12 protein-coding genes and 2 tRNA genes are annotated in these 12,972 nt (G+C 34.0%); 5 read left to right on the top strand and 9 right to left on the bottom strand.

Features of this window, described 5'->3' with window-relative positions; all coding sequences use genetic code 11:
* Positions 1–68 precede the first annotated feature (68 nt).
* From MPR_RS03915 to MPR_RS03900, 4 genes are all read left to right on the top strand, one after another.
* Complete coding sequence (locus MPR_RS03915; protein ID WP_041889350.1) at positions 69–752, top strand: Crp/Fnr family transcriptional regulator; 684 nt, start codon at positions 69–71, stop codon at positions 750–752.
* An 85-nt stretch (positions 753–837) separates the two neighbouring features.
* Positions 838–1,860, top strand: a complete 1,023-nt coding sequence (locus MPR_RS03910; RefSeq protein WP_041889347.1) for a DHH family phosphoesterase — start codon at positions 838–840, stop codon at positions 1,858–1,860.
* Positions 1,853–2,404 carry a gliding motility-associated peptidyl-prolyl isomerase GldI gene (gldI, locus tag MPR_RS03905; RefSeq protein WP_041889344.1) on the top strand — a complete coding sequence of 184 codons (552 nt, stop codon included), beginning with the start codon at positions 1,853–1,855 and terminating at the stop codon, positions 2,402–2,404. The genes MPR_RS03910 and gldI overlap by 8 nt, the downstream gene beginning before the upstream one ends.
* A 6-nt stretch (positions 2,405–2,410) precedes the next feature.
* Positions 2,411–3,490, top strand: a complete 1,080-nt coding sequence (locus tag MPR_RS03900) for a peptidylprolyl isomerase (protein WP_006262988.1) — start codon at positions 2,411–2,413, stop codon at positions 3,488–3,490.
* 208 nt (positions 3,491–3,698) lie between these two features.
* Here the strand turns inward: MPR_RS03900 and secA are convergent, their stop codons facing one another.
* The 9 genes from secA to rho all read right to left on the bottom strand — a co-directional run bounded on the left by secA (position 3,699) and on the right by rho (position 12,347).
* Positions 3,699–6,800: a preprotein translocase subunit SecA gene (secA, locus tag MPR_RS03895; RefSeq protein WP_041889342.1), complete on the bottom strand. Its 3,102-nt coding sequence runs from the start codon at positions 6,798–6,800 to the stop codon at positions 3,699–3,701.
* A 90-nt stretch (positions 6,801–6,890) separates the two neighbouring features.
* Entirely contained in the window at positions 6,891–7,112 is a 222-nt protein-coding gene (locus MPR_RS03890) for a DUF2795 domain-containing protein (RefSeq protein ID WP_002986941.1), read from the bottom strand.
* A gap of 134 nt (positions 7,113–7,246) precedes the next feature.
* Complete coding sequence (locus MPR_RS03885; protein WP_006260637.1) at positions 7,247–7,822, bottom strand: cob(I)yrinic acid a,c-diamide adenosyltransferase; 576 nt, start codon at positions 7,820–7,822, stop codon at positions 7,247–7,249.
* A 166-nt stretch (positions 7,823–7,988) separates the two neighbouring features.
* Positions 7,989–8,678 (bottom strand): ABC transporter ATP-binding protein, encoded by a 690-nt coding sequence (locus MPR_RS03880; RefSeq protein ID WP_041889332.1) that lies wholly within the window; start codon positions 8,676–8,678, stop codon positions 7,989–7,991.
* Positions 8,679–8,798: 120 nt separating this feature from the next.
* Positions 8,799–9,287 carry a hypothetical protein gene (locus MPR_RS03875; RefSeq protein ID WP_041889329.1) on the bottom strand — a complete coding sequence of 163 codons (489 nt, stop codon included), beginning with the start codon at positions 9,285–9,287 and terminating at the stop codon, positions 8,799–8,801.
* A 72-nt stretch (positions 9,288–9,359) separates the two neighbouring features.
* Positions 9,360–9,433 (bottom strand) — tRNA-Arg (locus MPR_RS03870).
* Positions 9,434–9,485: 52 nt separating this feature from the next.
* Positions 9,486–9,559, bottom strand: a tRNA-Arg gene (locus MPR_RS03865).
* Positions 9,560–9,845: 286 nt separating this feature from the next.
* Complete coding sequence (locus MPR_RS03860) at positions 9,846–10,175, bottom strand: hypothetical protein (protein WP_006266424.1); 330 nt, start codon at positions 10,173–10,175, stop codon at positions 9,846–9,848.
* A gap of 261 nt (positions 10,176–10,436) precedes the next feature.
* Positions 10,437–12,347 (bottom strand): transcription termination factor Rho, encoded by a 1,911-nt coding sequence (gene rho, locus MPR_RS03855; protein WP_041889324.1) that lies wholly within the window; start codon positions 12,345–12,347, stop codon positions 10,437–10,439.
* Between the two features lie 189 nt (positions 12,348–12,536).
* Between rho and MPR_RS03850 the strand changes: the two genes are divergently transcribed.
* Positions 12,537–12,953, top strand: coding sequence for a DUF4293 domain-containing protein (locus MPR_RS03850; protein WP_006257117.1), 417 nt, complete (start codon positions 12,537–12,539; stop codon positions 12,951–12,953).
* Positions 12,954–12,972: the final 19 nt, after the last annotated feature.

Below are 12,972 nucleotides of genomic sequence, written 5' to 3'. Positions count from 1 at the left end.
GAATATATGACATTTATCATAAAAAAACACTATCTTTGTAGGGTTATTTTAACAAAAACTACTTGGTCATGGGCAGATGTGAACAGTGCATTATTAGAGAGTTTAGTTCTTTAAAAGCATTAACTAGAGAAGAGCTTTTAACAATATCTGAAACTAAAACTCACTTTATCGTAAAAAAAGGAGAAACCATCTTTACTGAAGGAGATAACCTTAATGGCGTATTTTGTATAAAAGACGGTTTTTGTAAATTAACAAAACTAAACTCTAATGGTAAAGACACTATTGTTAAGCTTGCTAAGAATGGAGACCTTCTAGGGCAACGCTCTATCATTAATGAAGAAACATCAAATCTTACCGCAACAGCGATTGAGGATATGCAAATCTGTTTTATCCCTAAGAAAGAAATGATGGAATACTTCACAGATAACAATAAATTCTCTTTACTTGTAACTAGAGACATCTGTAACCACTTAAAAGATGCAGATAAAGGCCTAGCTGACCATACTCACAAAACAGTTAAAGAGCGCCTTGCTATTATACTTCTAAAACTTGAAGAAGTAGGAGGTATTAATCCTGAAAACAATGCATTAAATATCCAATTATCAAGAGAAGATCTTGCTAATATGGTAGGTACAGCCACAGAAAGTTGTATTCGTTTATTATCTGAACTTAAAAAGGATGGTATAATAGAATTATCAGGCAAAAAGATCATTCTAAAAGACAAAAACGAATTAAAAGCATTAGCTCAATAATATCATTCATTCTTTAACGTAACTTTTTATCATTTAAACTTAGATATCATTATTTAATATTCTTAAAATAATGTATTTTCGCAACATGATGAATGAAAAATATATAGAGCAGCTACAATCTATTTTAAGCTCGCCAAAAAAGATAAGTATTATCCCTCATAGAAACCCTGATGGTGACGCCATTGGTTCTACACTAGGGCTTTACCATGTATTAAAAGCTTTAGGACATGAAGCGTATATTATATCTCCTAATGATTTTCCACACTTCCTTGCCTGGATGCCTGCAAGTGAAGATATAATCATCTTTGATAAAAAAAGAGAATTAGCTAATCAGATTCTTTCTTCTAGTGACTACATCTTCACATTAGACTTTAATATTCTATTAAGAACAGGAGATGAAATGGAGAAAGTTCTTGAAAAAATGACTGCTCCATTTGTAATGATAGACCACCACCAAATGCCTGGTGATTATGCTACATTAACCTTTTCTAATCCGGAGTTTGGATCTACGTGTGAACTTCTATACACTATTATACAAGCATTAAAACTAACTCATTTAGTTGATAAAGATGCTGCTACATGTATATATACAGGTATTGTAACTGACTCAGGTTCTTTTAGATTTCCTAAAACAAATGCTAACACTCACCGTGTTATAGCAGAACTGATAGACAAAGGAATAGACAACCCTGCTATACACAATGCTTTATTTGACAACAGTAATTATAACAGACTACAGTTATTAGGTAAAGCACTCCAAAACATGGTAATATTACCTGAATACAATACATCATATATATTTCTTACAGATAAAGAACTTAACGAATTCCAACATCAAAAAGGAGATACAGAAGGTTTTGTTAACTACGGTTTATCAATTAAAGGGATTGATCTAACCTTTTTCTTTATTGAAAGAAAAGATGAAGGCATTGTAAAAATATCACTAAGATCACAAGGCAATATGGACGTAAACCAACTAGCTCGTAAATATTTCGAAGGAGGAGGACACGTAAATGCCGCAGGTGGTAAATCAACTTTATCACTAGAAGATACAATAACACGATTTACAGACATCATTAAAAAGCATAAAAAAGAATTCTATGTATAAATCTATTCAGTTTCTAAGTATAGCATTATTTGCTGTTTTTGCTACTAGTTGTAATCAAGATAAAGAAGCAAGAAAACCGATATCGAAGTCAAAAGAAAGTATTATACAAAGCTCTGCTTTGAAAAATATGGATATGGTTAAAAGTGAAGAAGAACTCATAAGCCAATACATAGAAACAGATAAAGAAAATACATATATTAATTCTAAAAACGGTTTTTGGTACAGTTATAAAGAAAGAAAAATACATGACTCTATCAGACCATCAGAAGGTAATACTGTCATGTATACTTATGAAATAAGCACTTTACAAGATAGTTTACTATACTCTACCAATGACATTGGTGTTCTATCCTATATCGTAGACAAAGAAGATATACTTCCAGTACTAAGACACTCTATTAAGCTCATGAAGAACAATGAGACAATAAAAGTACTTAGTCCCTCTATACTAGCTTACAGCTATTTAGGAGATAGAAATAAAATAGGAAAAAACCAACCTTTAATATTCACTATAGATCTAAAATCAATAGAAAAAAGTAACTAAAATAATATGAAAAAAATGACAAGTTTAATTCTAAGTATTGTAGCATTAGCTGCTTCTTGTACTTCAGCTAAGACAGATTTACCTGATGGTTTATATGCTGATATCAAAACATCAAAAGGTAATATCGTTGTTGAACTAGAATATGAAAAAGCACCAGTAACAGTTGCTAACTTCGTTTCATTAGCAGAAGGTAACAACCCTTTTGTAGACAAACAATATAAAGACAAACCTTATTTTGATGGTATCGCATTTCACAGAGTAGAACCTAATTTTGTGATACAAGGAGGAGATCCTACAGGTACAGGTTCTGGTGGCCCAGGATATGTATTTAAAGACGAGTTTGACCCAAGTTTAAAACATGATAAAGCAGGTACTTTATCTATGGCTAACAGCGGCCCTTTTACAAACGGAAGTCAATTCTTTATTACACATAAAGCTACTCCACATTTAGATGGAATGCATTCAGTTTTTGGATATACTGTAAAAGGTCTTGACATTGTTAATGCTATCACTCAAGGAGACAAAATGGAGTCTGTAAAAATCATTAGAGTAGGAAAAGAAGCTAAAAAATTCAACGCAGTTAAAGTATTTAAAAAATACTTTGAAGACGCTGACAAAGCTAAAAAAGATCAAGCAGACAAAGTAGAAGGTGCTCAAAAAGAATACGCTACTAAATTCGCAGAATTAAAAGCAAAAGCTACTAAAACACACTCTGGTCTATCTTATGTTATCATTAATGAAGGAGAAGGTAAAAAACCTAATATCGGACAAGATGTTATGATTGATTACGCAGGGTTCTTTGAAAACGGACTTATGTTTGACTCAAGTAATGAAGAGTTATCTAAACTATTCGGTACTTTTGATCAAAGAAGAGCTAACGCTAACCAATACATCCCTATCCCTTTTAAATATGGTACTAAAACAGGTTTAATACCAGGTTTTATCGAAGGAATAGAGCAAATGAAAATAGGAGACAAAGCAATTATCTTTATCCCTTCTCATTTAGCTTATGGAGAACGTGGAGTTGGTCCTATCCCTCCTAACACTGATTTAGTTTTCCAATTAGAAATGACTACTGAAAAGTAATATTCCGAGATATTTAAAATTACAAAAAGGATTGACATACGTCAATCCTTTTTTCTTTCCACATACCAGAGCATTCCTTATTTACTCATTTAGCACTGTATAAAACCATTTAACATTCCTAACTACAAAATCTATAGAAACAAAAAAAGACGTGCTTAAAACACGTCTTTTTTATTTCATATATCATTTTATAATGACATATTTATTTTTAAGCTTCAGATACCTCTTCTGCTGGTTGTTCTTGTTGTGGCAAATCTGCTCTTGTTAAGAATGTCATTACCTCAGAATCAATCTCGAAAATAGTCTTTCTAAATAACTCAAATGCTTCGAATTTATAGATCAACAATGGATCTTTTTGCTCATGCACAGCTAACTGCACAGATTGCTTTAATTCATCCATTTTTCTTAAATGCTTCTTCCATGCCTCATCTAGAATAGTCAAAGTAATGTTTTTCTCAAAATCATTAATTAATGACATTCCTTCTGTTGCATAAGCTTCTTCTAAATTAGTTACGATATTTATCGTTTTAACACCATCTGTAAAAGGAACTACGATACGCTCAAACTGACCTGCATTGTTCTCATAAACATTTTTGATCACTTTGAATGCTTCTGTTGCACTACGTTTACATTTATCAGCATAAGCATTATAAACGATATCGTATTGCTTATTAGCGATAGCAACTACATCGCCTTTTGCAAATTCTTCTTCACTAACTACATTGTTCGTACCGAAATTACGGATAATATCAAATTCGTAATTTTTATAGTCACTAGCTAATTTGTTAGTTTCTACAATACGCTCACATAGGTCATACATCATATTCGCGATATCCACTTTAAGACGCTCTCCGAATAAGGCATGCTTTCTACGTTTATAGATTACTTCACGTTGTGCATTCATTACGTCATCATATTCTAATAAACGCTTACGAATACCGAAGTTATTCTCTTCTACTTTTTTCTGAGCTCTTTCGATAGACTTTGTCATCATAGAGTGTTGGATTACTTCTCCATCCTCTAATCCCATTCTGTCCATTAATTTAGCTACACGATCAGATCCGAATAGACGCATTAAGTTATCCTCTAGTGACACATAGAACTGTGAACTACCTGGATCCCCTTGACGACCTGCACGACCTCTTAACTGACGGTCTACACGACGAGAGTCATGGCGCTCAGTACCGATGATAGCAAGACCTCCTAAGTCTTTTACTTCTTGAGAAAGCTTAATATCCGTACCACGACCTGCCATGTTTGTAGCAATAGTTACGATACCTGATTGTCCAGCTTCTTCTACGATTTGAGCCTCTTGTTTATGTAATTTAGCATTCAACACATTGTGTCTAATACCACGCATTTTCAATGATCTACTTAATAACTCAGAAATCTCAACTGATGTTGTACCAATCAATACTGGACGTCCAGCATTTGATAACTCTACTACATCCTCGATTACTGCTTTAAATTTCTCACGTACTGAACGATAAATCTTATCTTCTTTGTCATGACGAGCGATACCTCTATTCGTAGGAATCTCTACAACGTCTAATTTATAAATCTGTAAGAACTCACCTGCTTCTGTAATCGCCGTACCAGTCATACCTCCTAGTTTGTTATACATACGGAAGTAGTTCTGTAATGTAATTGTAGCAAATGTTTGAGTAGCTGCTTCAATTTTCACATTCTCTTTAGCCTCGATAGCTTGGTGTAATCCATCTGAGTAACGACGACCATCCATGATACGTCCCGTTTGCTCATCTACGATCATAATTTTGTTATCCATTACTACATACTCAGTATCTTTTTCGAATAGAGTATAAGCTTTTAACAACTGGCTTAAAGTGTGGATACGCTCACTTTTCACTCCGAAGTCTTGGAACAACACCTCTTTTGCTTCAGCCTCTTCATCCTTAGATAAGTTTAGCGCTTCAATCTTAGCGATTTCAACACCAATATCTGGAAGTACAAAGAAGTTTTGATCTGTATCTTTTGATAAGAATTGAATACCTAAGTCAGTTAACTGTACTTGGTTATTCTTTTCTTCGATTACGAAGTATAAAGCCTCATCTACTTTATGCATTTCTCTATTGTTGTCCTGCATATAGTAGTTCTCAGTTTTTTGAAGTAATTGTTTTACTCCTTCTTCACTTAAGAACTTAATTAACGCTTTATTCTTAGGTAAACTTCTATATGCTCTAAACAATAAGAATCCACCTTCTTTAGTATTTCCTTCACGAATTAATTTTTTAGCTTCTGCTAAGAATCCATTAGCTAGCTTTCTTTGCATCTCTACTAAGTTAGCTACTTCTGGTTTTAATTCATTAAATTCATGACGATCTCCTTGTGGTACAGGTCCAGAAATAATCAATGGCGTTCTAGCATCATCGATTAATACAGAATCCACCTCATCCACGATTGCGAAGTTGTGTTTTCTCTGTACTAATTCTTCTGGAGTATGCGCCATATTATCACGTAGGTAGTCAAAACCGAATTCGTTATTCGTACCGTATGTAATATCTGCAGCATAAGCCGCTTTTCTACCTGGAGAGTTTGGTTGGTGATTATCAATACAATCAACAGTCATTCCGTGGAACTCAAACAATGGAGCTTTCCACTGACTATCACGTTTTGCTAAGTAGTCATTCACTGTTACTAAGTGAACTCCATTTCCTGTTAATGCATTTAAGTACAATGGTGAAGTTGCTACTAACGTTTTCCCTTCCCCTGTATGCATCTCTGCAATTTTACCTTGGTGTAATACGATTCCCCCGATTAACTGTACATCGTAATGGATCATATCCCAAGTAACTTGTTTTCCTGCAGCAGACCATGTATTCGCCCAGTGTGCCTTATCTTCTACGATAGTCACATAAGGTTTAGTCTCTGCGAAGATTCTATCTTGTTCTGTTGCAGTAACGATTACTGTTTCATTTTCTTTGAATCGACGAGCTGTTTCTTTTACTACAGCGAATGCTTCTGGTAGAATATCCAATAGCAATTTCTCAGAGTTGTTATAAGCCTCTTTTTCTAAGCTATCAATGCTAGCGTAGATAGACTCTCTCTTATCGATATCTTGCGTTTTCTCAATTTCTTCTTTATAAGAAGCGATTTTAGCATCTTGATCTGCTCTAGATTGCTGTATCTTTTCTTTGAAGTAAATTGTTTTCGCTCTTAGTTCATCGTTTGAAAGGCTAGATAAAGCTCCTTCATACGTTTTTATTTTCTCAATTAAAGGTTTGATGTCTTTGATATCTCTTTCTGATTTATCTCCAACAAACACCTTTAATATGCTGTTTATGATACTCATAAATTTATGTGGTTTATTTTTTTATTACTGTCAAATCGTAAAATTAAATAAAAAAAAAGCCTTTTTAGAGGCTTTTTTCTTATCTATATCTTAATACTCATCCTCGTTCCAAAGGTAATCTTCGTCAGTCGGATAGTCTGGCCATATCTCTTCCATTGATTCATAGATTTCTCCCTCATCTTCTATAGATTGAAGGTTTTCTACTACCTCTAGAGGAGCACCTGTTCTAATTGCATAATCAATAAGCTCATCTTTCGTCGCAGGCCATGGAGCATCACTTAGGTAAGATGCTAATTCTAATGTCCAATACATCTCTATTCGTTTTAAATTTTTAATGCAAAAATAATTTTTATTATGAAATTATCAAGCTTTTTTTTATTTATTTCAGCTGTTTTCAAGAACGTAGCTTTTTAAAATCTACAGATTTTAAGAAAAATAACACTTTTTTAGTCTTCTTTTCTTGGAATCCATTTCACTTCTTCAGCCTGTAAATCAAAAGTCAACTTTCGTGCCAACACAAAAAGATAGTCAGAAAGTCGGTTTAAATACTTCAAAACTGACTCGTCTACAGGCTCTGACTCATTCAGACTCACTGACAAACGCTCTGCTCTACGACAAACACACCTAGCGATATGACAATATGACACAGTAGTATGTCCACCTGGCAAAACGAAATGAGTCATCTGTGGTAATGAATCTTCCATACGGTCAATTTCATTTTCTAACAGTTCTATATCAGCCACACTTATTTTTGGAATATTTAGTCTTTCTTTTCCGTTTTTTAAAATTGCTTTCTCTGGATCAGTTGCTAATATAGCTCCCACAGTGAATAATCTATCCTGAATCTCTATCAATACTTTTTTATACAAGGGATTCATCTCTTGATCGCGAATTAAACCGATATACGAATTCAATTCATCTACGGTACCATAACTTTCTATTCTAATGTGATGTTTTGGCACACGTGTACCACCAAATAACGCTGTTGTTCCCTTATCTCCAGTTTTTGTATATACTTTCATAATATTGTTCTTGGTTTAATTAACTCACAAAGTACAACAAAAAAAGAATTGTATAATATTTATTCTATAATCAAATAGCTATTATTTCTAACCAAAGATTTATACTTACTAGATAAAACAAAGCTATCCCTAAAGCTAGTTACTTTTAAACATCGAATATCAACATCTACTTAATACGTTCATCACTCTCTATCACTCCATCTCTCAGCCTGATGATACGATGTGCATGCGCAGCTATATCTTCTTCATGTGTTACTAGTATAACTGTATTCCCATTCGCATGTATCTCATCGAATAGACTCATAATCTCTACAGAAGTCTTAGTATCTAAATTTCCTGTTGGCTCATCAGCTAATATAATAGCTGGTTTATTTACTAAAGCACGAGCTACAGCTACACGTTGCCTCTGCCCTCCTGAGAGTTGATTAGGATGATGATCTATACGATCACTTAATCCCACCTGATCTAGCACTTCTTTTGCACGCGCATTGCGATCTGCTTTAGAATTACCAGCATATACCATAGGTAGCGCCACATTGTCTAACGCAGTCGTTCTAGGCAATAAATTAAAAGTCTGGAATACAAAACCAATATGCTTATTCCGAATCTCTGCTAGTTGATCATCTTTTAGAGCACTAACATCTTTACCATCTAAGTAATAACTACCTGAAGTAGGCGTATCTAAGCACCCTAAGATATTCATTAAGGTAGACTTACCACTTCCTGAAGGCCCCATTAGAGCAACATAATCTCCTTTTGCTATTTCTAAATTCACACCTTTCAGCACATACACTGTTTCAGATCCCAATTTAAAATCGCGTTTAATATCTTTTACTTGAATAATATGAGTAGACATAATAGATAGTTTAGTTATGCTTTTAGTTCATTATCTTTTCTAATAATCCGAAAGACTCTTCTAAGATAAATAAATTACTAGAAATAATACATCTACTTACTAACTATCTAACAGAACAAATTACATACGTAGAATAAAATGTTGTTTTAATTGTTCTGATCTAATAAATGCTACACCGTAATAATAGAAATCGATCGTAGCACTGAAGCGCTCATCTAACACGATCTGCTCCCAGAAAGTCTCTACCTCTTCTCGTCCTTCTCTTCTATCGATTACAAGGACGCTATCATTATGCATATGAGTACATACATCAGTTATAGCAATATCGTTCACACTAGACATATAGATCATATCTACTGCATCAGAAGATTCTTTTAATGATTTAGCACAAGCCACCTCCACAGAGAGTGTCCCATGTACAGCGAGAGACTGAGGCTGATAGTAATTTAGCATGCGCAGTATAAAAGCATCTTTCTTTGCCATTCCTCTCCATCTGCTATCTTTAGGATATAATCCTTTAGTCAATAAATTAAATATAAATGGAGAATGCACCCCGTGTTCATTACTTGACTTCCACCAATATCTAAAATAGTTTTCTTTCTTAGCCATCGCATTATAGTAAAGATTCTTCTACAAAAATACATATAAATAAAAAAAGCTTCTCAAATGAGAAGCTTTTAGTGACCGCGGCAGGATTCAAACCTGCAACCTTCTGAGCCGTAATCAGATGCGCTATTCAGTTGCGCCACGCGGCCATTATTCTTTTATTTATTTCTATCACAGTCTTGATTCAAATCAAGACTTTAGTGACCACGGCAGGATTCAAACCTGCAACCTTCTGAGCCGTAATCAGATGCGCTATTCAGTTGCGCCACGTGGCCTATTGCTTAATTGCGAGTGCAAATATAGGACGATATTTCGTAAATACAAACTCAGCAATCAAAAAATATCAATTAATTTTCACCCCTATATTTTAACTTTCTTACTATTAATCGTTTAATGATTTAAAAAAAAGTAATTTTAACATCTCTTTTATTTGACCTTTTCTACTAAAACCCCAGCTTCTTTCATTTCTTAGGTAATATTTATTTAAATCTATAAGAGAAAAACGAGTCAAAAGTGAGTCTATATCGAACATCACAGACAGTATTAGCAACAAAGAAAACTTTAAAAATCTCCTTTAGAGGGAAAATAGTGCAAGAATAATATCGCTGTAATAACGAAAATCATCAAAACAAAATAGAATGGATTACCTGTAAAAAGACCACAGACCAAAAACAACACAGTTGCCACAACTCCTATAAATAAGAAGTCAAAACTCTTTTTATCGATTAAATCATCGTCCCATTCCTCTTCTTCTTCTCTCAACATTTCCTCTTGTTCCCGTTTATACTGAAGATATTCTTCCTTGGTATTAAAACGCTTAATAGAGAAAAACCTTCTAACGATAAAATAGGCTAGTATAGCTACTACTATAAATATTGTTAGTTCATACATAATCTTCTTCTTTTACACCCTATACTCTGACAAAAAACAACTAGATAAAAACCGATATAGCATTCTACTACAGCCTTCTCTTTATATCGTCATTTCTTCTGTCATTAAAACTGAGTCAAAGAAACAACTTTTGTTTTATTCTCAAAACATTTAGTATTGAAAATTACGCATTTATATAACAATTAAGAAACTATTTATAAAAAAAAGAGAACATTTATAAATTATAAATGTCCTCTTTTCCAATATACATACAGGTTATTTTTACTTGCTTAATGTTTTTAATACCTCGTCATTATTCGTCGTATTTTTCACATTGTCAATGATAGATGTCATCGCCTCTACAGAGTTCATATCATCTATATATCTTCTAACCATAAGAGCACGCTTAAGCTCCCATTCGTTTAATAATAAATCATCTCTACGTGTACTTGATGAAGTAATGTCTATCGCAGGGAAAATACGTTTATTTGCCAACTTACGATCTAACTGTAACTCCATATTACCAGTACCTTTAAATTCTTCGAAAATCACCTCGTCCATTTTAGATCCCGTATCCACTAAAGCTGTAGCAATGATACTAAGAGATCCTCCATTTTCTATATTACGAGCTGCTCCGAAGAAACGTTTTGGTTTTTGTAATGCATTAGCATCTACCCCACCACTTAACACCTTTCCAGATGCTGGCTGTACGGTATTATAAGCTCTTGCTAAACGCGTGATAGAGTCTAATAAGATTACTACATCATGACCACACTCTACTAATCTCTTTGCTTTCTCTAATACGATATTAGCTACCTTCACATGTCTCTCTGCTGGTTCGTCGAATGTAGAAGCAATTACCTCAGCATTCACACTACGCTGCATATCTGTCACCTCTTCAGGACGCTCATCTATAAGTAACACGATTAAGTATGCCTCAGGGTGATTAGCAGCGATAGCATTCGCTACCTCTTTTAAAAGAACAGTCTTACCTGTCTTTGGTTGAGCTACGATCATACCACGTTGCCCTTTACCGATAGGAGCAAACATATCCATTAGACGAGTAGAAATAGTACTACTCTTCGCATCTAGATTAAACTTCTCATTCGGAAACAAAGGAGTCAAATGCTCAAAAGAAACTCTATCTCTAACAGACTGAGGATCGTGACCATTAATTTTCAACACCTTTACTAATGGGAAGAACTTCTCTCCTTCTTTCGGAGGGCGCACCACTCCTTTTACAGTATCACCAGTCTTAAGACCGAATAATCTAATCTGTGACTGAGATAAATAAATATCGTCTGGAGAAGATAAATAGTTGTAATCCGCAGAACGCAAGAATCCATATCCATCAGGCATCATTTCTAATACCCCTTCACTCTCTATAATACCATCAAATTCATAATCAGGTTCTCTGAAATTATTCTTTTTGTTGTTATTATTTCTATTCTGTTGATTGTTATTTCTTTTTTGATTGTCGTTTTCAGACTGTTGAGGAGCAGTATTATCTACAGTAGATATTTCCTCTTTCGCTACAGGCTCTCTATCTGTTACTGCTGCATTAGTTACTTCAGTAGAAGCATTATTCTTAGGCTGTGACTGTTGCTGACGAGATTTGAAATCACGTTTTTGCCCATCACGTCTATTATTATCAGGTTGTCTCTTTTTGAAATCCCTTCTATTCTCGTTTGTAGAACCTACTTTTTCTTCAGCAGTTGATTCACTTACGTTTTCTTTCTTTTGTTCTTGTTTCGCAGGAGCTTCTTCATTTCTCTGGTGAGTTGTTTTGCGTTGTGTATTATCTGCTAATACACGAGAAGCCTGCTCCACTTTACTCTCTACCTTACCCTCATCCTCATTAGGCTTACCTAGTCTAGGTCTTCTTGATTTCTCAGTAGTAGGAGTTGTATTTTGTTTAACTGTTTTATCTGTTTTTACATCATTATTAGCATTATCCACAGCTACTTTTTTAGCTACTGCAGGAGCCTTCTTTTCCTCTAAAGGAGCTTTATCCACAGGTTTAGCTTTTACAGGTGCTTTTTTCTCCTCTGCATTTGTCGCTTGTTGATGTTCTAATATCTGCCCTATAAGTTCGTCTTTTTTCAAAGAAGCCACCTTAGCAATTTTTGCTTTTTTAGCAATCTCCTGAAGATCTGCGACCTTCATTTTTTTTAGTTCGGAAATTTCAAACATATAAATGTTTATAGATTATAAAAATATTGAGTTGTGTAATTTTAAATAAGAATGGAAATTTAAAATAGAATTGCCGTATTATGAAGAACTTACGACAGTACTGTTGCAATATTACGAATAAAATTTTATAAACAATAGGTTTTTATAAAAAAGAAACACTATTTTTGTACTTCATACATTTTTACAATTATGTTACAGAGAATACAGACTGTTTATTTGATTCTTGTCTTTATCATTATGGGAGTGCTACCTTTTTTCATCCCATTATGGACAAATGGTGCGAATGAACCTATCTATTTCATGATGATGCCTTCATCTACTATCCTATTCGGATTATCTACTGCTCTTACAGTAGTAGCTATTATGGGGTATAAAAATAGAAAGAGACAGTTTGTAATTAATAGATTGAATATAATATCAAACTTTATACTATTAGGATTATTTGTATATCGTGCGCTAACAGTATCTGGAGAAACTGCGGAAGCTATTTCTGAGAAAGGTATTGGGATGTTCCTCCCTATTATTTCTATCCTGTTCCTTGTCTTAGCGAACAGAGCCATTAAGAAGGATGAAGATCTCGTAAAATCTGTGGATCGTTTACGATAAACCTAACATCTTAGTTTAT

Source organism: Myroides profundi (genome assembly GCF_000833025.1).
GTDB classification, from domain to species: domain Bacteria; phylum Bacteroidota; class Bacteroidia; order Flavobacteriales; family Flavobacteriaceae; genus Flavobacterium; species Flavobacterium profundi_A.
Note: the sequence above shows the minus strand (reverse complement) of the source record. Positions and strands in the feature narration are given on the sequence as shown.

Excerpts from the sequence above, each read along its gene's own strand:
- MPR_RS03900 (WP_006262988.1), top strand. The coding sequence starts at position 2,411 with ATGAAAAAAATGACAAGTTTAATTCTAAGTATTGTAGCATTAGCTGCT.
- MPR_RS03915 (WP_041889350.1), top strand. The coding sequence starts at position 69 with ATGGGCAGATGTGAACAGTGCATTATTAGAGAGTTTAGTTCTTTAAAA.
- MPR_RS03885 (WP_006260637.1), bottom strand. The coding sequence starts at position 7,822 with ATGAAAGTATATACAAAAACTGGAGATAAGGGAACAACAGCGTTATTT.
- MPR_RS03860 (WP_006266424.1), bottom strand. The coding sequence starts at position 10,175 with ATGTATGAACTAACAATATTTATAGTAGTAGCTATACTAGCCTATTTT.
- MPR_RS03850 (WP_006257117.1), top strand. The coding sequence starts at position 12,537 with ATGTTACAGAGAATACAGACTGTTTATTTGATTCTTGTCTTTATCATT.
- rho (WP_041889324.1), bottom strand. The coding sequence starts at position 12,347 with ATGTTTGAAATTTCCGAACTAAAAAAAATGAAGGTCGCAGATCTTCAG.
- MPR_RS03875 (WP_041889329.1), bottom strand. The coding sequence starts at position 9,287 with ATGGCTAAGAAAGAAAACTATTTTAGATATTGGTGGAAGTCAAGTAAT.
- gldI (WP_041889344.1), top strand. The coding sequence starts at position 1,853 with ATGTATAAATCTATTCAGTTTCTAAGTATAGCATTATTTGCTGTTTTT.
- MPR_RS03890 (WP_002986941.1), bottom strand. The coding sequence starts at position 7,112 with ATGTATTGGACATTAGAATTAGCATCTTACCTAAGTGATGCTCCATGG.
- secA (WP_041889342.1), bottom strand. The coding sequence starts at position 6,800 with ATGAGTATCATAAACAGCATATTAAAGGTGTTTGTTGGAGATAAATCA.
- MPR_RS03910 (WP_041889347.1), top strand. The coding sequence starts at position 838 with ATGATGAATGAAAAATATATAGAGCAGCTACAATCTATTTTAAGCTCG.
- MPR_RS03880 (WP_041889332.1), bottom strand. The coding sequence starts at position 8,678 with ATGTCTACTCATATTATTCAAGTAAAAGATATTAAACGCGATTTTAAA.